Below are 22,014 nucleotides of genomic sequence, written 5' to 3'. Positions count from 1 at the left end.
CTGAGCGCAGCCGAAGCATCTCGCGTGCGGTAGTAATTATTTACTCCAACACGCGAGATGCTTCGGCTGCGCTCAGCATGACGTTCTGGATTTGTTCTTTTCAGTCAGCGCGTGCTCTTACGCCTTCCACAGCTCTTCCTGCACGGTTTTGCCCACCGTCAGCACGAGGCGCACGGGGTTGGGCACCAGCGTGAGGCGGGCTTCCTTGCCGGGGTATTTTTCGGAATCAATCCAGACGCCTTCTTTGGGGCTGGGGGCGGCGGTGGCGCTGGTGGGCAGGTAGGCGGTGGGCAGCAGCACGTCGGTGTCCGATTTCAGGTCGGTGTGCACCTTGTCGAGAGCGGTTTCGAGGAAGTCGCCGTATTCATCGTTGAAGTCGTCTTCGAGGTCGTGCAGGGCCTCTTCCACGTCGTCGTAGCGGGCGTCGTCATAGGTGAGCTTGTGCAGCTCGGCTTTCTTCTCAATCAGGGCCACGAGGGCGCGGTTCAGTTCTTCGGTCTTCATGGGGGGCACTAAGGCAGATGATTGGCTGCAAAAATGGGAAGGTTTTGGCAAACCTACGCGGCATGCCGCATAAGCAGATGCCGCCGCCAAACGATTTAGGCGCGATACCAATCAAAACCGTATTTTTACCTCCCGTAACCACCCACCCCTAAATCTCCTCCTTCGCCCATGCAAACCATGACCTCGCCCGACGTGCAAGCCGCCCAAGCCGTCGACTTCCTGCCCTTGAAAGGCACCGACTACGTGGAGTTCTACGTCGGCAACGCCAAGCAGTCGGCCTATTACTACCAAGCCGCCTTCGGCTACGAGCTGGTGGCCTACGCCGGCCCCGAAACCGGCCTGCGCGACCGCGCCAGCTACGTGCTGCAGCAGGGCAAAATCCGGCTGGTGCTCACCACCTCCCTCCTGCCCGAGTCGGAAATCACCCAGCACGTGGCCAAGCACGGCGACGGCGTAAAGGTGATGGCCCTGTGGGTGGATGACGCCCGCTCGGCCTGGGAAGAAACCACCAAGCGCGGCGCTAAGTCGGCCTTTGAGCCCTACACCCTGCAAGATGAGCACGGCTCGGTAACCCTCTCGGGCATTTATACTTACGGCGAAACCATCCACACCTTCGTGGAGCGCACCAACTACAGCGGTCCGTTCATGCCCGGCTTCGTGGCCAAGAGCAGCAACGTGCCGCAGGGCGCGCCGGTGGGCCTCATCCACGTCGACCACTGCGTGGGCAACGTGGGCTGGGGCGAAATGAACCAGTGGGTGAAGTTCTACGAGGACGTAATGGGCTTCAAGCTCCTGCTCACCTTCGACGACGAAGACATCTCGACCGAGTATTCGGCCCTGATGAGCAAGGTGATGAGCAACGGCAACGGCTACGTTAAGTTCCCCATCAACGAGCCCGCCGAAGGCAAGAAAAAGTCGCAGATTGAAGAGTACCTCGACTTCTACCACTCGCCCGGCGTGCAGCACATCGCCATCGCCACCAAAGACATCCGCAGCACCGTGACCGAGCTGCGCCGCCGCGGCGTGGAGTTCCTGAGCGTGCCGGCCTCCTACTACGAAGACCTGGCCGAGCGCGTGGGTGCCATCGACGAGGACATCGAGTCGCTGAAAGCCCTGAACTTGCTCGTAGACCGCGACGACGAGGGCTACCTGCTCCAGATTTTCACCAAACCCGTGGAAGACCGGCCCACCGTGTTCTACGAAATCATCCAGCGCAAAGGCGCCAAGAGCTTCGGCAAAGGCAACTTCAAGGCCCTGTTTGAGAGCATCGAGCGCGAGCAGGCCCTGCGCGGCAACCTGTAATATTTAGGTCGAAGCCAATACTGAAAAGGCCGGTTCTGCCAATAGCGGGGCCGGCCTTCTTGATTCTATAAATGTGTCTCCAGCCCGTCATGCTGAGCGCAGTCGAAGCATCTCTACCGCGCAAGTAATCCCTTTTGATTGAATTGCTACTATGGTAGAGATGCTTCGGCTGCGCTCAGCATGACGTTCGGACAAGGCGCTGGAACGTTTTTTTTAGCCAATAGCCTTTCCATTTAAAAATCACCCCAGCGTGGGCAGACGGCGCAGCAGCTCGGCGTAAAAGGTTTCGCTGACGGGCAGCAGCTGCTCGCCCACTTGCAGCACGCTGCGCACCGGGTCGAGCCGCCGGATGTGGTCGAGGTTAACGTAGTAGCTGCGCTGAATTTGCACGAACCGGTCGGCGGGCAGGTGGTGCACCAGCTCGCGCAAAGCCATGCGAACCTGCACCGTGCGGTCGGGCAGCACCAAGCGGCAGAGCTTGTCGTGCGCTTCTACGCTGCGGACTTCGCCCAGGCAGATTTTTTCGAGCAGGCCATTTTCCTTCACAAACAGCGCGTCGGACGCGCGCCGGGAGGCGGCCGGCGGTTCGGGCGAAGCTTCGGCTGGGGCAGGCGGCGCCGCGAAGTGGTCGATGGCCAGCGCCAGGGCGCGCTGCAGGGCGTCGGCTGCCACGGGCTTGGTGAGGTAGGCGGCCGGACCCAGCGGCCGGGCGCGAGCAAAGGTGGCCTCGTCGGCCAGCGACGTCAGAAACAGCAGCGGCACGGGCCGCAGCGCCCGCAGCTCAGCAGCCAGTTCAATACCGTCCATTGCCCCGCGCAGCTGCACGTCGAGCAGTACTAAATCAACAGGCTCGGCGCGGAACAGGGCCAGAGCGGTGCGGGCGTTGGTGGCAGGGCCCACCGGTTCATATCCCAGCTTGTGCAGGTGCAACTCCAACTGGTCGGCATACAGGGGCTCGTCTTCTACAATAAGTACGCGCAAGGGTAAAGCGTCGGCCATGGGGCGGGAAGTGGGGCAGATGGCGCAGCAAGAAACCAAACCGGCCAGGAAGTGCGCGCCCGCAAACTACCGCCGAAAATACGCAACTGCCCCGAAACACCAGCTTGCCGACCCATCAGGTCACCGCAACGTCCGCGACCCGGCCCACTACCACCGGCTCTGCGGGCGGGGCCGGGGCCACTGGCAAGCTGAGCACGGCCGTCGTGCCCTCGCTGAGCCGGCTGTGCAGCATCAGCCGGCCGCCCTGGACGCGGGCGAAGGTTTGGCTCAGCCGCAGCCCGAACCCGGCCACCCCCGAGCGCCCGACGCTGACAGGCGCAGGCCCCAGCAGGCGGTGCAACTGCGCTTCCGACATGCCCTCGCCGGTATCGCGCACCAGCAGGCTGCCAAATCCGGCTTCGGCCGTGGCCGTGGCCAGGGTGATGCTGCCGCCAGGGTCGGTGGCCCGCAGGGCGTTGCTGATGAGGTTGCGCAGCACGGCGCGCGTCATGTTGCGGTCGGCCAGCAGGTGGCCGGTGGCGTCGGGGGCCACGTGCAGGGCCACGCCGGCGGCCTCGGCAGCGGGCCGGTACAGCTCGGCGGCCTCGGCCAGCAGGGCGGCGGCGGGCAGCGGCTCGGGGTGGGCCGTGAGTTCGCCGCGCTGGGCCAGCGCCCAGCTGAGCAGGTTGTCGAGCAGGGCGCGCAGGCCCTCGGCGGCCTGGCGCATGCGCCCGCCCAAGCGCAGCAGGCGGGCCGTGTCCTGGCGCTCGACGTAGCTGGTGAGCAGGTCGGAGAGGCCGGCGAAGGCCACCACGGGCGAGCGCAGGTCGTGGGCAATGAGGGCGTAGAGGCGGTCTTGCTCGGCGCGGGTGGCGGTGAGGGCCTCGTTTTGGCGGGCCAGCTGGGCGCGGCTGCGGCGTAGGCGCCACGCCAGCAGGCCCGAGGCCAGCAGCCCGGCGGCCACAGCCAGCAGCAGGCCGCCCAGCCACCACAGGTAGCGACGCTGCAATTGGGTGCGGGCCGTGAGCTCGCGCACGCGGCTCTGCTGCCGCTCCGAATCGAACTGCACGCGCAGGCGCGACAGGTCCTGGCGGCGCTCGGCGGCCTGGGTGCTGTCGAGGAGGGCATGGCCGGCGCGGGCCTGCTCGTAGGCTTCGAGGCCCTGCCCGGTGGCGGCCAGGGCAGCGGCCAGGCGCTGGCGGGCCTGGGCTTCGAGGCCGGCGGCGCGGAGCTGGCGGGCGCCGCGCAGGGCCGGGCGCAACTGGGCCACGGCTTCGGCGGGGCGGTGCCGGGCCAGCAGCACCTCGGCCAGGCTCAGCTGCGTTTGCACAATGCCGAACTGCTCGCCAAATTGCTCGGCCAGCCGCAACGCGGCGCGGTGGTAGTATTCGGCCGAGTCGTAGCGGTGGTGCAAGGCGTGCACCTCGCCCAGGTCGCTGAGGCAGGCGGCCAGCCGGATGCTGGCCGGCACGCGCCGGAAGCTGGCCAGGGCCTGCCGGGCGTAATACAAGCTGAGGCGCGGCACCGAGTCGGGCCGGGCCTCGCCCGAGCGCAGCCAGTCGGCGTAGAGCATGGCCAGGTGGTTCTGGGCCACGCCGAGGTCGTTGATGGACGTGGCCTGCTGCTGCATCCGGGCTAGGGCCTGCCGGAAGTATTTCTCGCCTTCGGTAAAATCGTGTTGCCGCACGGCAATGCGCCCCAGGCCAAGCAGGGCCATGCTTACCTGCCGGGCGTCGCGGGCTCGCGGCCCGGCCCGGCGAATGGCCTGCTGGTAGTAGCGCGTGGCGCCCGGGTCGTCTTGCTGCAAATAAGCGAGGCGGGCCAGGGCATTGAGCAGCCACACCTCGCCCCAACCATAGTGCAGCTGCCGGGCCAGCGCCAGGCCCTGCCGACCGTAAGCTTGCGCGGCGGGAGCGTCGTCGGTGGTGGTGGTCCAGCAAAGGGAGTGCAGCAGCAGTACGCGGTTGGTATCGGGCAGAGCCGTGCCCAGGGCGCGGCGCAGGCTATCGGGGCGGGCCTGGGCCGCCGCAACGCGGGGCCCGGCCAGCGGCAGCAGCCAAAGCAGCAAGCAAACGAGGCGCGTCATGAGCAAAGCGGGACTAATCAAGGAAGACTGTCGCTCCTTAAAAGTACGGGCTTCGACGCGAACGGCCTAGCGGCGCCGGATTTCGCGCCATCCGGCGCCGGACTGGCGGCGCAAACCGCCGAACTGGCGCCACCCGGCTAACACCCGATTGCCGCTGGAAATACCTTACCCATCCGGTAGGCCCGAACCGGTGCGCAGCGCACCTACCGAAGGGCTCTGCTTATCCGTCGTTTCTTCCACCCTTTTATTTCAACCTGATGCTCACAGCTTTTACTCGTCTTCTTTGTCAACGCGGGCGGGCGGCCGGCGTCCTCGTCGCGCTGCTGCTCAGCGGCCCGGCGGCCTTGGCCCAGCTCAGCGGCGCCTACACCATCAACAGTGCCCAACCCACGGGCGGTACTAACTACGCCAGCTTCGGGGCGGCAGCTTCGGACCTGGCCACCAGGGGCGTGAGCGGGCCGGTGACCTTCAGCGTGAGCGGCGGGCCTTACGTAGAGCAGTTGCGGCTGCCGGCCATTGCGGGCAGCAGCGCCACCAACCGCATCACCTTCGACGGCAACGGGCGCACCATCCAGTTTCAGGCCACGGTGGCGGCAGAGCCGGCCGTTATCACCCTCAACGGGGCCGACTTCGTGACCCTAAACAACCTGACGGTGGTGGCCACCGGCGGGGCCACGGGCACCTACGGCTGGGGCATTCAACTAGTCAACAATGCTGATGATAATGTTGTGAGCAACTGCACCGTGACCTGCAACACCACGGCCAGTTGTGCCGGCATCGTGTCGGCCGCTACCGCCACGAGCATGACCAGCACCGGCACCACGGCCAGCCAGAAACTCACCCTCAGCGGCAATACCGTGAACGGCGGCACCTACGGCATCGTGGCAATGGGCAACACCTCCAGCGCGCCGACGCCGGGCATCGTGATGACCAACAATACCGTGCGCGACTTCTACCGCTTCGGCATCTACATCGGCGCCCTGAGCGGCCCGCAGCTCATTGGCAACGAGGTGACCCGGCCTACGCTCGCCAATCCGGCTGCTTACTACGGCATTTACCTGGCTAGCGGCGTGAGCGGGGCGGCGGTGGAAAAAAACCGTTTGCACACGGCCTTCGTGGCCGGGGCCCAGACCTACAACCTCTCCGCCTACGGCATTTACGTGAGCACGGGCACCGCGGCCACGGCCACTGCCCCGAACGACTTCGTCAACAACCTGGTGTATGACATTGTGACGACGGGCACTACCAACGGCATTTTCAACGTCGGCGCCAACTACAACCGCTACTATCACAATTCCATCGACATCACCACGCCCATCATTCCCGCCTTCGACAACGCTTATGGCTACTACCAATTGCAGGGCACTAACGTGGAATTCAAGAACAATGTGGTGAACATGAACCGGGGCGGTGCCAAGACGCAATACGCCATCTTCCTGTCGGTGGGCACGCCCGGTTCCATCGCCTCCGACTACAACTGCCTGAGCGGGCAGGGCAGCACTTTCGTGACTGGCAACATCGCCAGCACCGACTACCCGACCCTGGCGGCCTGGCAAGCGGCCGCCGGCGGCCTCTACGACCCGCGCAGCACCGCCGCCAACCCGGGGTTTGAAAACCTGGCCCTTGGCAACCTGAAGCCGACTTCCAGCCCCCTCGACGGCCGGGCCCTCCCCCTCGCCCGTGTGCCGCAGGACGTGACCGGGGCGGTGCGCAGCACCACCGCCCCGGACATGGGCGCTTACGAATTCACCGCGCCGGCCCTCGACGTGGCCCTGCTGCGTATTGACTCACCGGCATCGCCGGTGACGCTGGGCAGCACCCCCGTGACCGTGACCATCCTGAACAACGGCACCAGCCCGCTGACGTCCGTGCAGCTGCAGTACGTGCTGAACGGCGGCACGCCCGTGGTCCAGACGTTCGCGCTGAGCCCGGCCCTGCCCGCCGCGGCCACGCAAAGCCTCACGTTCAGCACGCAGCCCGTGCTGGTGGCCGGCCCCAGCACCGTGACAGTGACGGCCAGCCTGCCCAACGGCCTGCCCGACACTAATCCCAACAACAACACACAAACGACCACGGCCTATCCGAGCCTACGGGGCACTTACACCATCAACAAGCAGCAGCCCACCGGCGGCACCAATTTCGCCAGCTTCACCGATGCGGCGGCTTCGCTGAACGGCGGGGGCGTGAGCGGAACCGTGCGCCTGAACGTGCTGAACGGCCCTTACGTGGAGCCTTTCGTGCTGGGCGTGGTGGCTGGCGTGAGCGCCACCGATACCATTGTGGTGGACGGCGGCAGCAGCAAGCAGACCCTGCGCTTCGACGGCTCCGCCACCCAGCGGGGCGTGGTGTCGCTGCTGGCGACCGATTACGTGACCCTGAAGAACCTCACCATCGACGCCTCCAACGACACGCTGTACAGCAACGCCGTGCAGCTGGTGGGAGCGGCCGAAAACAACCGCATTGCGGACTGCGTCATTCGGTCGTCGCCGAATGCACCGAGCAGTGCTGGCATCTCGGCCACTAATCCGCTTGGCTCCGCGGTGCCGGTGGGCAACGCCAACAACCTGCGCATTGAGCGCAACTCCATAACCGGCAGCCAAATCGCGCTACAGCTAGGTGGCGTCAGCGGCTCCAACCGCCTGCTGCGCCTGCGCGTTACAGACAACGAGGTGCGGGACTTTGCCAGCTACGGCATCAATGTAACGTTCAGCAGCGGCAGCCGGGTCATCGGCAACAACGTGCACCGTTCCGCGCTGCCAATCACCAGCGCCGGCATGTTCTATGGCATGTATTGCTTCAACAACATCAACTTAGCCATCGAAAGCAACCGCATCCACGACCCGTTCATGGCGGGCACGGCCACCACCACCAGCGCCTACGGCATCTATATCATCGGCAACAACGGGGCAGCCGGGCAGGAAAACGACGTGGTGAACAACCTCATCTACAACTTCAACGGCAACGCGGCCGAATACGGCCTCTACAACTCGGGCTCGAGCTTCTGCCGCTACTACCACAACACCGTGTCGCTCGACAACACGGCCTACACCGGCAACGCCAACTGCTACGGCTTCTACCAGACGACGGCCGCCACCAACGTGGACTTCCGCAACAACCTGGTGAGCGTGACGCGCGGCGGCACTGGCAGCCGCTATGCGCTGTATTTCGACGCAAACACCTCGACAATCACGTCTAACTACAACGACTTGTACGTTGGCACGGGCGCGGGCTTCTACACCGGCTACTTCAACACCAACCAGGCCACGCTGGCCGACTGGAAGGCAGTGAACAACGCCGCCTACGACCAGAACAGCCTGCAAACCATGCCCTTGTTCACGGCGCCCGCCACCGGCAACCTGCGGCCCACCGGCGCCGCACTCGACGGCGCCGGCACCCCCGCCATCCTGGCCCGCGTGCCGCGCGACTTCACCGGTGCGCTGCGCGGCAGCACGCCCGACATCGGGGCTTACGAATTCAGCGCCGTGCCCAACGACGTGGTCCTGCTGAGCATTGACGCGCCCGCGACGACCGGCGTGCTGGGCAACAACCCGGTGATGGCCACCATTTACAACAACGGCACGGCTGTGCTGAACACCGTCACGCTGACCTACGCCGTGAACAACGGGGCCACGCCCGCGTCCAACGCCCAAACCTTCAGCGGCCTGAGCCTGGCCCCGGGCGCCGGGCGCCAGCTGACCTTCACCACCGGCATCACGCTTACCCAAACGGGCACCTACACGCTGACGGTGACCAGCAGCCTGCCCAACGGCCAGCCCGACGGCCAGCCCAGCAACGACGCCCGCACCATCACCTTCGACCAAATGACGCTGGCCAACGACGAGCCCTGCGGCGCCCTGCCCCTCACCGGCCAGCTCAGCGGCTCGACGGTGCTGGCCACCACCAGCACCGGCGGCGGCATCGGCAACGCCCTGCCCACCTGCTCGGGCGCCCAGCTGCCCCGCGACGCGTGGTACACGCTGACGCCGACCGGTAGCAGCCTTACGCTCTATACCAGCGGGGCCGGCGCCGGGCTGGTGCGCCTGTTCACGGCCAGCACCTGCTCCAGCGGCTTCGTGCAAGTGTTTTGCCAGGCCAGCGCCGGGGCCGGCCAGAGCCTGGGCACGGTCACCATTCCGAACCTCACTGCCGGGCAGCGCTACTACCTGGCCGTGAGCGGCTACGCCTCCACCGGCACCGGCACCTTCACCCTGGGCCTGACGCCGCTTGGCACCCGCAGTCCGCTCGAAAAACTCATGCAAGTGTACCCCAACCCCGTGACCGGCGGCGAGCTAACCCTCGACCTGGGCAGCGCCCGCCTCGGCGCCGGCACCGTCAGCCTGCTTAACGCGTTGGGCCAGACGGTGCGCATGCAGCCCCTCATGGCTGGGGCGCAGCGCCTTGTTACGCGCGGGCTGGCCGCTGGCCTCTACACCCTGCGCGTGCAAAGCGGCCCGGAAGTGCTGACGCGCAAAGTGGCGGTGGAGCAATAGCGGACGGCTGCCTTTTGAAACCAACGTTCCGGCCCACCTATTTGGGCCGGAACGTTGCGTTTTAATGGGTTAGCGACGTGGGTGGTGACAAGGCGCGGAACCTGGACTTATCTTGCACAATGCCCCGATTTATTTTCCTGTTTACGCTGGTTTTGTTGGTAGCCACCCAGTCCCGTGCCCAGAGCGGCTGCCCCGACCCGCGCGCCACCAACTACGCCCCCGGCGCCCGCGGCAACGACGGCTCCTGCCAGTACGCCACCACCACGACTGCTGTGGTTACCAAAACGCCTTTGGCCGCTGCCGTGCCCGAAAGCTCGGGCCTGCAATTCACCAGCCAGGGCCTGTGGACGTTCAATGACAGCGGCAACGGCCCAGTTTTATTTAAGGTCGACTCCACGTCGGGCAACGTGCTGCAGCAGGTCACCATCACCAACTTTCCCAACGTGGACTGGGAAGACATTGCCGCCGACGCGCAGAACCTGTACGTGGGCGACTTCGGCAACAACGACGGCAACCGGCGCGACCTAAAGGTGCTCAAGGTGCTGAAATCGGCCATCGGCACCTCGCCCACGGAATCGGTGACGGCGCAGGCCATCAACTTCAGCTACCCGGACCAAACGAATTTCAGCCCCGGCACCAACAACCACAATTTCGACTGCGAGGCTTTTTTCTACTCCAACGACTCACTGCACCTGTTCACCAAGAACTGGGTCGACCTGCGCACCAAGTATTACACCGTGCCGGCGCAGCCCGGCACCTACGTGGCGTATTTCAAAGGCAGCTTCAACGTGAACGGCCTCATCACCGCCGCCGACCTGAACGCGGCTGGTACCGGCGCGGGCTTGCTGGGCTACAACAGCAGCACCGGCGCCACGTTTCTGTGGCTGCTGTCGGACTTCCGCGGCGGACAGTTTCTGGGCGGCAACAAGCGGCGCATCGAACTGCCCAGCGCCCTGTTTATCGGTCAGGCCGAGGGGCTGACGTTTGTGGACCAATACCGCGTGTTTATTTCCAACGAGCGGATTGTTAATCTTATTACCGTGCCGCAGCGGCTTTATGCGCTGAACACCCGCCCCTGGCTGGCGCCGGCCGGGCCCACGGCGGCCCGGCCGGTGGCACCGGCCGGCATCAGCGTGGCGCCCAACCCGACCCACCAAACCGTTCGGGTGGCGCGCACCGCGCCCACGGCGGGCCCGCTGGCACTGACGCTAGTGGATATGCAGGGCCGAACCATTCTTGCCACGCAGATGCCGGCCGGTAGTGCGGCGCAGGCGCTGGATGTTTCGCAGGTGGCAGCCGGCTTGTATTTGCTCCGGGTTGAATCGGCCAACGGCATTTTCTCGCATAAAATCGACATTCGCTAAGCCCGGCCCTTCGCCGGATTTCTGAATAAAGCGGTTACCTGCGCCCTGCGGTTTTTCCGCCCAAACCTCTTTCCTTTACGCCCGTTTCTGACGCTATCGACATTTCATTTCCCCTCATGGCCCTCACCCCCGAAGTTCAAAACACCATCAATACCTGGCTCACGCCCGCCTACGACGCCGATACCCAGGCCGCCATTCGCCAGCTGCAGGCCGATGGGCAGGACGACCAGCTCACCGACGCCTTCTACCGCACCCTGGAGTTTGGCACCGGCGGCCTGCGCGGCATCATGGGCCCGGGCTCGAACCGCATGAACCGCTACACGCTGGGCATGGCCACCCAGGGCCTGTGCAACTACCTGCTGCAGAGCTTCCCCGGCCAGGAAATCAAGGTGGCCATTGCGCACGACTCGCGCAATAACAGCCGCGCTTTTGCGGAAATTGCGGCCGGCATTTTCTCGGCCAACGGCATAACCGTGTACCTGTTCGAAGCCTTGCGGCCCACGCCGGAGCTGTCGTTTGCCATTCGGGAGCTGGGCTGCCAGAGCGGCTGCGTGATAACGGCCTCGCACAACCCCAAGGAATACAACGGCTACAAGGTGTACTGGAACGACGGCTCCCAAGTGGTGGCCCCGCACGACCAAAACATCATCGCCGAAGTCAACAAAATCACCAGCCCCACAGAGGTGAAGTTTGAGGCCGACCCGGCGCGCATCATCAGCATCGGGGCCGACATTGACGCGCGGTATTTCGCCGCCGCCAAGCAGCTCAGCATCGACCCGGCCGCCATTCAGCGCCAGCACGATTTGAACATCGTGTACACGCCCATCCACGGCTCGGGCGTGACGCTGGTGCCCGGCTTGCTGCGCGAGTTCGGCTTCACCAACGTGAACGTGCTGCAGGCCCAGGCCACGCCCGACGGCAACTTCCCCACCGTGCAGTCGCCCAACCCGGAGGAGAAAAGCGCCATGCAGCTGGCTCTGGACCAAGCCAAAGCCACCAACGCCGACATCGTGCTGGCCACCGACCCCGACGCTGACCGCGTGGGCGTGGGTGTGAAAAACGACAAGGGCGAGTGGGTGCTGCTCAACGGCAACCAAACCGCCGCCGTGCTCACCAACTACCTGCTTTCGGCCCGTCACCGCGCCGGCCAAAGCACCCCGCAGGACTTCATCGTGTACACCATCGTGACGAGCGAGGTGCTCGGCGACATCGCCCGCCACTACAACGTGACGAGCTACCAGACCCTCACCGGCTTCAAGTACATCGCCGGACTCATCCGCGAGAAGGAAGGGCGCGAAACCTACATCGGCGGCGGCGAGGAAAGCTACGGCTTCCTCATCGGCGATTTCGTGCGCGACAAGGACGCTATTTCGGCCTGCGCGCTGGTGGCCGAAATGGCCGCCGTGGCCAAGGACAAAGGCCGCACGCTCTACCAGGAAATGGTGGATATGTACGCCCAGTACGGCCTCTACGTGGAAGACCTGATTTCCCTGACCAAGAAAGGCCAGCGCGGCGCCGAGGAAATCCAAGAAATGATGGCCAGCCTGCGCGCCAACCCGCCGCAGCAAATCGCCGGTCTGAAAGTGGTGGAAATCCGCGACTACAAAACCGGCCACATCCACAACCTTGCCACCGGCCTGGCCACCGATACCGGCGTGGAAAGCTCCAACGTGCTCCAGTTCCTCACCGAAGACGGCAGCAAAATATCGGCCCGCCCCAGCGGTACCGAGCCCAAAATCAAGTTCTATTTCAGCGTGAAGCAGCCCCTGAAATCAGCCGTGGATTTTGACCTGGCGCAACGGCTGGCACACGAGAAGATTAAGGCCATTATTGCGGATATGAAGCTGCAATAGCGCGACCTGATTACCTTTTTTTGAATAACCCGGCGATTACATTCGCTGGGTTATTTGCTTTTAATAAAGCCTGCTACGCTATGCCAGCTTTGGGTTTTCGAACTAACATTCACCCCATCACGAGTGCTCGTGGTTTTGGAGTCTGGATTCTTACTATTGGTGGGACTCTTTGCTGTTATGCAGCGAGCATAGTTGACCAGTCTCGCCATTTTGCACTGCCCTTGTTCTTGGGCACAGGAATGCTATTTGGTGCATTCACTATTCATTTTAATTACCAAAATTTTGAGCTTCACTCCGACTGGCAGCAGTACAGGTATTTTACCAGCATACTTTGGCTAAGAATAGGACAATGGCGGCGGCTCCCCCGTGTAACGGGTGTGGTTATGAAGTATTTCTCAGAAACACCCATTTCGCGTGGGCGTGGCTGGCAGGTTCAAAATCCATTGGCCTATTGCATTGTAATGCTCTCGACGGAAGCAGCCAATCATCAAGGAATTATTGTTCACAAATTCCCTTACCGTCACCGCGACGAAGCGCTTAGACTCACGATGCAGTTGGCTGACTTTTTCAATGTTGAACCGCTTCTTTTTGAACCGCATTAACGACCTACAGCCGCACTCCAATGACCTGCCCGAGCATGAAAACCACTGGCTGGTGCTTGTAAAATAACTGCTGTTCGAATATGGCCTTCCGTGATGTAGAGTACACCGCTTAGCGCTGTACAGTGAATGGCTTGGATTACTTTCGTCGGTCAGTTCGTCCTCCCCATTTTCAATTTGCATGCGTTTACCGCTACTTTCTTTCCTTCTGCTCTCTGCCTCGGTTGGTTTTGCCCAGAAAGCTCCTTCCGATTATGTTGTTACTACCGCGGGCGACACGCTGCGCGGGCAAGTGCGGCAAGTGGGACGCCATTTTAGCCGGGTGCTTCTCTACCGGGCCGGTCAAGCTTCGGCCGAATTTACCGCGGCCGACATTACCGCATTCGGCGGCGCTCAAGGTATCGAAAGCGTGAGCCGCACCGTTGGGCGCAATGGCAAGCCTCAGTTCGTAAAGCCCTTGGTGGCGGGCTATGTTAATCTGTTTGCGGGCGAGAATGACCAACAGGAAAAGCGCTACTACCTGCAAGTGCCCGACTCGGCTTATGTCATCGAAGTAGCCCCTATTACCAACCAGCTGACGCTGGCCCGAAACCTGGCCGGGTGCTCAACCTTTGACTTCGGCAGCAACGCGTTTCAAGCGCGCTATCCGTACTCCAATGCCGGCCTTACCAAGCTCGTCCTGGATTACAACCGCTGCAAGCAGCCCCAACAACCCAGCCGCTTGGTGAAGCACGGCACGGGTGTGCAGCTAAACGTGGGCCTGAAAGGGGGTCTGAACCTCTTAAGCAGCGACTTGCTACCCGAAACGCTCAATCCCACGGCTCACAGCCGCGCTGGCTTCCAAGGGGGCTTTATGGTGAACATGGCGACGCGCACGCCGCTTTCGGTGCAGGCCGAGGTGCTGTACGTGACGTACCGCAGCGAATACGGCCCCGCCGAAGCCACCACGTACAACAGCGGCATTGCGACCAACACGGTGGCCGCGACGCTAAAGTTTTCTCAAATTCAAATCCCACTCCTGGTGCGCTACACCCTGGGGCACGGCGCGGTCCGTCCGTTTGCCAACGCCGGGTTCGTCTTCGGCAACAATTTGAACAATAACTCGACTTACTATTACCCCAAAAGCCCTTCGACCCCCAACCGGACCCTTGGGTTGACCCAAACGGTGTTTGGGTTTGCGGGCGGCGCCGGCCTTACGCTGTATCGCGCCTCACAGCCATTTCTTTCGCTGGAAGCGCGCTACGACCGCCTGGAGCCTAGCTTCAACGTCAATACTAACTCCGAAGCCACTGTAGGCCTTCTGCATTTACTGCACTTCGATGCTGGCCTATATTTTTAAATAACAAGTTGCCGCATATGGCCGGGCAGTGCCGCCAAATGCGGCAACTGGTTATAGCCGCACCCCAATGCCCGGACCCAGCATGAAAAACCACTGCGAGGTGCCTAGCAAGTAGCCACCACCCAAATACAGCGGAAACGTGAACTTTGCCTCGCGCCGCGTGGGGTATACCGAGCCGAGGATGACGACGCCCAGGTCGCGGTTGGCGGTGCTGCTGCCCAGGTTGAAGGCGTTGAGGGCCACGAAGCCGGCGCCAATTTTGTAGGGGCGCAGGCGGTTGATTTTGTTGGGGCTGTAGAAGCTAAACTGGGCCAGCGTAGCCAGCGAAATGCCGCCGAGGTCGCCGAATTTGTCTTCCTTTTGCTTGCGGGTGAGCAGGCCGGCCGGGAAGCTCACGTCGATGTCGAACTTGTAGCTGCGCTTGAGCACCAGCTCCACGGTTTGGGTGTAGCCGGTTTCGCCGTACTGGCTGGCCTGGTGCTTCACCGTCACGAAGATGCGGCTCCACTCGTCGAGGTCGTAGGTTTTACGGCTCAGGATGGAATTGAGGCTCAGCGGGTCGGTGCGGCACTGCTTGTCGGCGTAGAAGGCGGCGCGGGGCGAGTTGTCGCCGGGGCACACCAGCAGGCTTTCCACGTTGCGCAGCTCCACGAGGTCGCCTTTGGCGTTGACGGTGCGGATTTCGAAGCTCAGGTACTGCTTGCCAAAAAGCTGGTCGGCCTGGTCGATGCCGGCCGGGTTGAACTGAAACACCACGTCGCGGATGGTGCCGTCGTAAAGCACCGGGCCGTTGAGGCGGGTGATGGGCCGGGCGGCGTCGCCATACGTCACCGACACGAAATCCAGCGGGTGCGGCCGCTGAAACTCGCGGATGCTGAGGGCATAGCCCGTGGGCTGGCCCAGGTTGTAAATCGTGCTTTTACGCTTGTCAAAATTCACCGGCACCCGCACCCGGAACACCAGCCGCGCATCTGTCCGCACCGACGAATCAGAAGGGATGATGGGCAGGTCCTCGAACGACACACGCGCCTTTTGCAGGCCCTCGCCTTCGAGGCGCACGTCCACGGTTTCGCCGGGGCTCACGCTCAGGCCGGGCGTCCAATCGCCGCCGCGGTGCAGCACCTGCACGTTGCGAATCACGGTTTGGGGCGTGATGTCGAGGTTGGTGAGGTAGCGGGCCGCGTCGTTTTCCTTGATGTAGAGGTAGCCCTCGGTTTGGCGGTGGGTGTTATAGGGGCGCAGGTAGCACAGCACCCGGTCATTGCTCAGAAACTGACGGGTGTAGATGTCGGCAATCAGCTCGCCGCCGGGCTCTTCCTGGTCTTCCACCCGGTAGGTGCGGTGCAGCTCGAAGCTGCGACCGTTGTCGAGAATCAACTCCACGCCCTTGCGCCGGCTGATTTCGTCCATCGTCACGGTGCGCTTGTCGGGCGAGAGGAAGCGCAGGCGGCTGGCCTTCACGTTGAACTCCTGCTTGAGCACCGGCAGTTGGTAGCTCAGCTTGTTGCCGGCCAGCAGCGTGGGCCGCTCGGTCTGAAGTTTGACCTGCAAGGTGCGTAGGCCCAGCTGGTTGGGCAGCACGTGCAGGCGCAGCGTACCGTTGGCTTCGGCCACTAGGCGGTAGTCGAACTCGGGGCCGCGCACCCACTCGCCGGCCGCGTGCACGTTGCGTGGGTTCGAGCTGGTGAGTTCAAACACCTTTTCTTCGCCCACAAACAGCTCGTTATCGGGCACGCGCAAGGCCAGCGTGGTGCGGGCCAGCGGCAGCAACGGCACCACCTGACGTAGGGGCGCCCGGCCGGCGGTGTCGGCCGCCTGCTCCACAACCAGCCGCAGAAACTGGCTGCTGGTCAGGTTCTGAAACTTAAGCCGCGTGCGGAAGCTGCCATCATCCTCTTTGGTGAGCGAATCGAGCTGCTGGTAATCGGGCGTGCGACGCAGGCGGAGCGGCTTGGCGCTGGCAGCATTGGCCGGGTAGAGGCGCAGCTCCACGGTTTCATCGTCGCGCCGAAACCAGAAATACAGCGTGGGCGTGCCCTGCACCGGCACAGTGTTGCGGCTCAGCAGGTACGTGCTGGTGTCGGTGCGCAGGCTGGCTTCGCGCAACACCGGCGGTTCGGTTGGGGCGGTTTGGGCCATTGCCAGCCGCGGCATCACTCCCAGTAAAATCCCAAAAAAGATTAGAATTACGCGGGAAGATGCTGATGCTGGCATGTAGTCGCGCAGGCCGAAATGGGGCCTACGGCGTAAAGGTCGGGCCTGGCGGGCCAGGCTTCAAAGTTCCGGCTTTAAATTCTTGCAGAAGCCAGTCCAAAAAAGGAGTTGATTTTGCGTTACTTTTTCGGGACGTTTGCCCTCGTTGTGCCGCACAAACACCGTCATGCCGAGCGCAGCCGAGGCATCTCGCACGCTTCGTTGTAATGGGGCTGATTACTGCCCCACGCAAGATGCCTCGGCTGCGCTCGGCATGACGTTCCAGCTTGTGAACTGTGTAATTAAAACACGAAGTTGAACGCCGCCTGCCCCAACACGCCGCGTAGGTCGCGGCTGCGGTCGTTGAGCGGCACGAAGTAGCTGGCTTTGGTATCAATCAGCACATGCCGCGTTTTCATGATTTCCAGGCCTATGCCGATGTTGGCGTTGGGCACGAATTCGTTGCCTTTGTCGCTGTTGCGGTTCAGGATGAAGCCGCCCAGCTGGTAGCAGGTGTAAAGGTTGAAATAGCGCCGCCGGCCCCGGCCGAAGTTACGCGGGTAAAAGTCCTGGCCGAAGTTGATGACGAACAGCTCGTTCACGAAGTCCGACTCGCCGGTGTTGCCCGACACGGGCCGGTAGAACCCCAGGTTGAAGTAGCTCTTGCCGCGCGTCACGAGGTACTTCAGCGCGTAGCCCTGATAGGCCGTGCTGGTGAGGCCCACTTTGGGGTTGTCGAGGCGCAGGTAGCCATATTCCACGCCGGGCATGTTCACGAAGCTCACGCGGCGGTTACCCGTCGGGAAGCTCACCTCATCGAACAGGCGCAGCGTGACGTAGGCCTGCCCCGCGTGGCCAGCAATGCCGGCCAGTTGCTGGCGCAAGTCGGTTAGGCGCTGGGTGGCACGGTCCAGGTCGCGGCGCAGGTTGGCCTGCTCGTCTGGGCTGCCGAGGCTACGGCGCGGCTCCATGGCGGCCACCTGGTCGGCGGCGCGCAGGGCTTCGGCTTCCAGCTCGCCGATGTGGCCGCTAAGGTCCTGGGAGTTGAGGTTGTTTTCGAGCACGTTGCCCAGCGCGGCCGTCAGTGAGTCGAGGCGCACCAAATCGGGGCTGGCCAGGGCAAATTCGGCAATGAGCTGCTCGGGCGTTTCTTCCTGCTTCTGCACGTGCACTGCCCGCTGCCGGATGAAGCCCGACACGGCAGCCCGCGCCTCGGCAAACTTCGTGACGGCCACCGTGAGGTGCTTCTGCGTGGCATAGGCAGCTTCCTGCCCGGAAGTTTCGGTGGTCCGGTGGATGGGTTTTATCTGGGCCGAAGCAGTGCCCGCACCAAGCAGAGCGCCAAGCAGCAACACGAGGCTGCCACGCCGGCCCCAGCCAGCAGTAAGGGTGTTCATACAATCTTTCGCTAGGTCATCCTGCCAATGGCGACAGGTGGCGAAAGGTAGCGGTGTCTCCAAACGGCGGGCAATGCAAAATCCGGCCCTCAAGGACGTTCGACCCCGTTCGAAACACAAATAAAACTACTTGTTATTCATTATATTAATCAATAACAAAGCCTCGAAAAAGGGACTTTACAATTCGTTCTGCCTTACAGATTTCAGACTTACCATTGCCGGATTTAGGTTAGTCACCTCCCCTATTTTTCCCGGCGTCCGGTGCCGAGCAGTAGCAAAATCAACAGCATGAAACCTGTCGCGCCCAGGCTCCACCAGGTGATTTCGGGCACGCCGCGGTGATAGGGCATATCGGGCGAGTAATGGCCCATTAACGAAAGGCCCGAAAACAGCAGGCCGCCCACACTCAGCAAGGCCAGAATGGTACGGCTCACGAGTTGGTCGGCCTTGCGGAGCAATGTTTGGTAGCCCACCAACTCAAATTTCAGCCGCAGCTCGCCCTTGCTGATTTTGCGCACAATCTGGCGCACGTCGGCCGGCAATGTCTGCAGCAGCGCCAGCAGCTGCGTGCCGGTGTATTCGGCCTCGGTGAGGAGGTTTTCGCGCGAGTACTGCTCCCGGATAATCTTGGCACCGTAGGGCCGCACAAATTCGAAGGTGTTAAAGCTGGGGTGCAGCACCTTGCCGATGCCTTCCAGAATGACCAGCGCCCGCAGGATGAGAAACACCGCGCCCGGCACCTGCAATTTGTAATTGTAGATGATGGTCTGGAGGGCATCGGCCAGGTCGCTCATGCTCATCTCCTTCACATCGAGCATGGCAAAATCCTCAATCAGCTGGCTCAAATCGGCCTCGAAGGCCCGCATATCCGGAATTTCGGCCGTGAGGGCCAGCCGCCGGAAGTTCAGGGCCATGCTGCGCGCGTCTTGCCGCGCCATGCCAATGAACACGCCCGCGAAGGCGTATTTCTGCTGCTTGGTGAGGCGGCCCACCATGCCAAAATCGATGAGCACGATGGTGCCATCGGGGCGCACCAGCACGTTGCCGGGGTGCGGGTCGGCGTGGAACACCCCGAACTCGAAAATCTGGGTCAGGTAGATGTCCATGCCGTTTTCGGCCACGGCGGCGGGGCTCAGGTCCCAGGCTTGCAGCTGGGCCTTATCGGTGATTTTGCAGCCGCTCACAAACTCAATGACGAGGATGCGCGAGGTGCTCAGCTCCCGAAATGGCTTGGGCACGTAAAACGTGGTGTAATCTTCGTAGAGCTTGCGGAACTGCTCCATTGAGCGGGCCTCGGCGGTGTAGTCCAGCTCCTTGCTCATGCTGCGCTCGAAGGCATCCACGATGTCCTGCGGGTTGGCCAAGCCCTGCTTTTGCAGGAAGCCGGCCGTGAGGCGCACCAGCTCGTGCAGCAGGGCCAGGTCGGATTTCACCTTTTGCTGCACGCCGGGGCGCTGCACTTTCACCACCACTTCCTCCCCGCTCAGCAGCCGCGCCCGGTGCACCTGCCCGATGCTGGCCGAGCCCAGCGTCACGTCGTCGAACTCGCTGAACACCTCCGATATCGGCCGGCCTAATTCCTCCTCGATAATCTGGCGGGCCAGGGCCGTTTCGAAGGGCGGCACGTTGCTTTGCAGCTTCTCAAACTCGTCAATCAGGGCCTCGGGCAGCAGGTCGGCCCGGTTGCTCATGGCTTGGGCCAGCTTGATGAAGGTGGGGCCCAGTTCCTCGATAATCAGGCGCACCCGCTCCCAGCGCGTGGTTTCAAACACCGGCCGGTCTTCGCGCTGCCAGTTCAGGCGGCGGCTTTTGCTCACGAGGCGGCGCAGCGGCGTGGTCGTCACCACGTCTTCGAAGCCGTAGCGCAGCAGCACCTCCGCCACTTGCCGGATGCGGGAGAGGTTGGAAATCGTGTTTTTGAACATCAGACCGCAGATTTACGGACCGCAGATTACGCAGATTATTCTGATTTCGCAGATTTGTGGCAAACTACGGGACGCTGGTTATTGAAAAACCCCGCTTGCATTAGGCAAGCGGGGTTTCTGCTATTGGCGGGCTACTAGCAACTTATGCCTGGCCTTCGCTGCCAGCACCAGCCGAGGCGGCCGGTTTCTTAGCGGCGGGCTTCTTGGCCGCGGCGGGCTTGGCAGCCCCTGCTTTGGCAGCGGCCGATTTCTGGGCCGAGCCGGCGGCGCTGCTCACTTTGTCGGCAGCTTTTTTAGTAGCGCCGGCGGCCTTGCTGGTGGCGCTGCTAGCGGGCTTGGCGGCCGATTTAGCAGCCGGCTTTTTAGCGTCGGACTTGCCTTTCGAGCTGCCCAGGCCTACCGTTTTGCGCACACTGTCGGCCAGGCCCTGAAATTGCTTTTCGAGCTCGGCGCGCTTGGTTTCACCGCTTTTCAGCAGCTCATCCACAATTTTTTTACCCTCTTCCTGGGTCATCTTGTTGTCCTTCACCAGCTTGTCGATGGTGTTTTGCACCGACTTGCTGCCTTGGGCAATGTAGCCAACGCCGGCATTGACGAACTTCTTAAACAAATCTTCCATGGAACTGAAACGGGTTGAGGTGAAAGGTTAAAAAGGCGAAACGGTTGAAGTAAAAGCCATTGGTCAGCAAAAGTAGTATGCAAGCCGACTAACTCCGCTGCAAACTTATGCAACTTCACAATATAGTTGAGTTGTGTACGCTATTTGTCGATTAAAGTGGCTCATTTACATCAAAATGCGGCGGTGTTACTGTACAATTCCGGCTTTATGCGCTATACCAATTCAATTCAGCCGAGCCCTCTAAAGCGAAGCTAAGCCGCCAACCGCCGCCGAGGCTGGGGTAGTGCAGAAGCTTTACGTTGCTGTTGCTCAGCATCAACCTGGGTCCACCGCTTTTCCAGGAAGGCCGATACCTGGTCGAGTGCCTGGCGCGCTTCGGGCACGATGCGCCAGAACAGGTGCCACCAATGCACCAGTCCTTCAAAGGGTTGCAGTGTCACAGCTACCCCCGCCGCGCGGGCTTTGTCGGCAAAACGCAGAGCGTCGTCGTAGAGCACTTCGGCCGTCGACACTTGAATGAGCAGCGGCGGCAGGCCGTGCAAATCGGCCTGCAAAGGCGAGAGCAGCGGGTGCGAAAGAGCGGTTTTGTGGGCGTAGAGGGGGCCCCAGGTGCGCATCTGCAGCGCTTCAAGCAGGAGGCCTTCTTCGCGGGCCACGCGGCGCAGGGCCGAAACGGGCAAGTTGAGGTCGGTCCAGGGGGAGAGGCCGATGCCGGCGGCAGGCAGGGGCTCGCCCGCGTCGCGCAGGGCCAGCAGCAGGGCCAGGGCTAGCCCGCCTCCGGCCGAGTCGCCGGCCACCACGATGTCGTGCGGCTGGTAGCCGTGGCGCCGCAGCCAGCGGTAGGCGCGCCGGGCATCATCGAGCGCGGCGGGAAACGGGTGGTCGGGCGCCTTGCGGTAGTTGATGGTGAGCACATTAAGGCCGCAGCGCTGGGCCAGGCTGCCCACCAGGCTGCGGTGGGTATTGAGGGAGCCCAGCACGTAGCCGCCGCCGTGCAGGTAGAGCATCGCCCGCGTGGGGTGGGCAGCGCGGGGCCGCAGCCACTCGGCTTCGAGGCGGTTATCGAGCCGGAAGCTTTCCAGATTCACCTTCCATGGCATGAAATTGAGGAGCGAGCCGGCCTCCATAGCCAGCCGCATGGCGCCCACGCTGGGCTTGCGGCGGGCCAGCGGCGCGGCGGCAGCCGTGAGAAGCTGCTTGAGCAGCAGGTGCTGGATGGAGGGCATTGGGTGGGATTTTGGGGAGAAAGAGTGGAAAGCCCGTCATGCAGAGCGCAGCGAAGCATCTCGCGTGCAAGAGTAAATAATTGCTTAGCGCACGCGAGATGCTTCGCTGCGCTCTGCATGATGGGTTAATGAATGCTGA

General features: G+C 62.7%; 14 protein-coding genes. 6 read left to right on the top strand and 8 right to left on the bottom strand.

Annotation, left to right across the window (positions count from 1 at the left end; genetic code table 11):
- Positions 1-117 precede the first annotated feature (117 nt).
- Entirely contained in the window at positions 118-504 is a 387-nt protein-coding gene (locus I2I01_RS20860) for a hypothetical protein (protein ID WP_196288462.1), read from the bottom strand.
- Between the two features lie 168 nt (positions 505-672).
- On the opposite strand from I2I01_RS20860, the gene hppD reads away from it, so the two are divergent.
- Complete coding sequence (gene hppD / locus I2I01_RS20855; RefSeq protein ID WP_196288461.1) at positions 673-1,806, top strand: 4-hydroxyphenylpyruvate dioxygenase; 1,134 nt, start codon at positions 673-675, stop codon at positions 1,804-1,806.
- Positions 1,807-2,046: 240 nt separating this feature from the next.
- Here the strand turns inward: hppD and I2I01_RS20850 are convergent, their stop codons facing one another.
- Both I2I01_RS20850 and I2I01_RS20845 read right to left on the bottom strand, forming a co-directional pair.
- On the bottom strand, positions 2,047-2,805 hold the full coding sequence (locus I2I01_RS20850; RefSeq protein WP_196288460.1) for a LytR/AlgR family response regulator transcription factor: 759 nt from the start codon (positions 2,803-2,805) through the stop codon (positions 2,047-2,049).
- A 115-nt stretch (positions 2,806-2,920) separates the two neighbouring features.
- Positions 2,921-4,870, bottom strand: coding sequence for a sensor histidine kinase (locus tag I2I01_RS20845; RefSeq protein WP_196288459.1), 1,950 nt, complete (start codon positions 4,868-4,870; stop codon positions 2,921-2,923).
- Between the two features lie 257 nt (positions 4,871-5,127).
- On the opposite strand from I2I01_RS20845, the gene I2I01_RS20840 reads away from it, so the two are divergent.
- The 5 genes from I2I01_RS20840 (at position 5,128) to I2I01_RS20820 (ending at position 14,515) form a co-directional block, all read left to right on the top strand.
- Positions 5,128-9,360 (top strand): CARDB domain-containing protein, encoded by a 4,233-nt coding sequence (locus tag I2I01_RS20840; protein ID WP_196288458.1) that lies wholly within the window; start codon positions 5,128-5,130, stop codon positions 9,358-9,360.
- A gap of 119 nt (positions 9,361-9,479) precedes the next feature.
- Positions 9,480-10,724: a T9SS type A sorting domain-containing protein gene (locus I2I01_RS20835; RefSeq protein WP_196288457.1), complete on the top strand. Its 1,245-nt coding sequence runs from the start codon at positions 9,480-9,482 to the stop codon at positions 10,722-10,724.
- Between the two features lie 116 nt (positions 10,725-10,840).
- Positions 10,841-12,577, top strand: coding sequence for a phospho-sugar mutase (locus I2I01_RS20830; RefSeq protein ID WP_196288456.1), 1,737 nt, complete (start codon positions 10,841-10,843; stop codon positions 12,575-12,577).
- A gap of 20 nt (positions 12,578-12,597) precedes the next feature.
- A complete protein-coding gene (locus I2I01_RS20825; RefSeq protein ID WP_196288455.1) occupies positions 12,598-13,179 on the top strand; it encodes a hypothetical protein in 582 nt (193 codons plus the stop codon).
- Positions 13,180-13,357: 178 nt separating this feature from the next.
- Complete coding sequence (locus I2I01_RS20820; RefSeq protein WP_196288454.1) at positions 13,358-14,515, top strand: porin family protein; 1,158 nt, start codon at positions 13,358-13,360, stop codon at positions 14,513-14,515.
- 51 nt (positions 14,516-14,566) lie between these two features.
- Here the strand turns inward: I2I01_RS20820 and I2I01_RS20815 are convergent, their stop codons facing one another.
- The 5 genes from I2I01_RS20815 to I2I01_RS20795 form a co-directional block, all read right to left on the bottom strand.
- The gene (locus tag I2I01_RS20815; protein ID WP_196288453.1) at positions 14,567-16,654 is read right to left on the bottom strand and encodes a hypothetical protein; all 2,088 of its coding nucleotides are present in this window, start codon (positions 16,652-16,654) and stop codon (positions 14,567-14,569) included.
- A gap of 356 nt (positions 16,655-17,010) precedes the next feature.
- Positions 17,011-18,105 carry a hypothetical protein gene (locus I2I01_RS20810; RefSeq protein ID WP_196288452.1) on the bottom strand — a complete coding sequence of 365 codons (1,095 nt, stop codon included), beginning with the start codon at positions 18,103-18,105 and terminating at the stop codon, positions 17,011-17,013.
- Between the two features lie 242 nt (positions 18,106-18,347).
- Positions 18,348-20,030 carry an ABC1 kinase family protein gene (locus I2I01_RS20805; protein WP_196288451.1) on the bottom strand — a complete coding sequence of 561 codons (1,683 nt, stop codon included), beginning with the start codon at positions 20,028-20,030 and terminating at the stop codon, positions 18,348-18,350.
- Between the two features lie 142 nt (positions 20,031-20,172).
- Positions 20,173-20,649 carry a phasin family protein gene (locus I2I01_RS20800; RefSeq protein WP_196288450.1) on the bottom strand — a complete coding sequence of 159 codons (477 nt, stop codon included), beginning with the start codon at positions 20,647-20,649 and terminating at the stop codon, positions 20,173-20,175.
- A gap of 251 nt (positions 20,650-20,900) precedes the next feature.
- Entirely contained in the window at positions 20,901-21,875 is a 975-nt protein-coding gene (locus I2I01_RS20795; RefSeq protein WP_196288449.1) for an alpha/beta hydrolase, read from the bottom strand.
- Positions 21,876-22,014 lie beyond the last annotated feature (139 nt).

The sequence above is a fragment of the Hymenobacter properus genome (assembly GCF_015694735.1).
In the GTDB taxonomy this organism is placed as follows: domain Bacteria; phylum Bacteroidota; class Bacteroidia; order Cytophagales; family Hymenobacteraceae; genus Hymenobacter; species Hymenobacter properus.
This window is presented reverse-complemented; position numbering and strand designations above follow the sequence as displayed.

Coding starts and splice junctions, on each gene's coding strand:
- I2I01_RS20860 (WP_196288462.1), bottom strand. CDS start 504: ATGAAGACCGAAGAACTGAACCGCGCCCTCGTGGCCCTGATTGAGAAG.
- hppD (WP_196288461.1), top strand. CDS start 673: ATGCAAACCATGACCTCGCCCGACGTGCAAGCCGCCCAAGCCGTCGAC.
- I2I01_RS20850 (WP_196288460.1), bottom strand. CDS start 2,805: ATGGCCGACGCTTTACCCTTGCGCGTACTTATTGTAGAAGACGAGCCC.
- I2I01_RS20845 (WP_196288459.1), bottom strand. CDS start 4,870: ATGACGCGCCTCGTTTGCTTGCTGCTTTGGCTGCTGCCGCTGGCCGGG.
- I2I01_RS20840 (WP_196288458.1), top strand. CDS start 5,128: ATGCTCACAGCTTTTACTCGTCTTCTTTGTCAACGCGGGCGGGCGGCC.
- I2I01_RS20835 (WP_196288457.1), top strand. CDS start 9,480: ATGCCCCGATTTATTTTCCTGTTTACGCTGGTTTTGTTGGTAGCCACC.
- I2I01_RS20830 (WP_196288456.1), top strand. CDS start 10,841: ATGGCCCTCACCCCCGAAGTTCAAAACACCATCAATACCTGGCTCACG.
- I2I01_RS20820 (WP_196288454.1), top strand. CDS start 13,358: ATGCGTTTACCGCTACTTTCTTTCCTTCTGCTCTCTGCCTCGGTTGGT.
- I2I01_RS20815 (WP_196288453.1), bottom strand. CDS start 16,654: ATGGCCCAAACCGCCCCAACCGAACCGCCGGTGTTGCGCGAAGCCAGC.
- I2I01_RS20810 (WP_196288452.1), bottom strand. CDS start 18,105: ATGAACACCCTTACTGCTGGCTGGGGCCGGCGTGGCAGCCTCGTGTTG.
- I2I01_RS20805 (WP_196288451.1), bottom strand. CDS start 20,030: ATGTTCAAAAACACGATTTCCAACCTCTCCCGCATCCGGCAAGTGGCG.
- I2I01_RS20800 (WP_196288450.1), bottom strand. CDS start 20,649: ATGGAAGATTTGTTTAAGAAGTTCGTCAATGCCGGCGTTGGCTACATT.
- I2I01_RS20795 (WP_196288449.1), bottom strand. CDS start 21,875: ATGCCCTCCATCCAGCACCTGCTGCTCAAGCAGCTTCTCACGGCTGCC.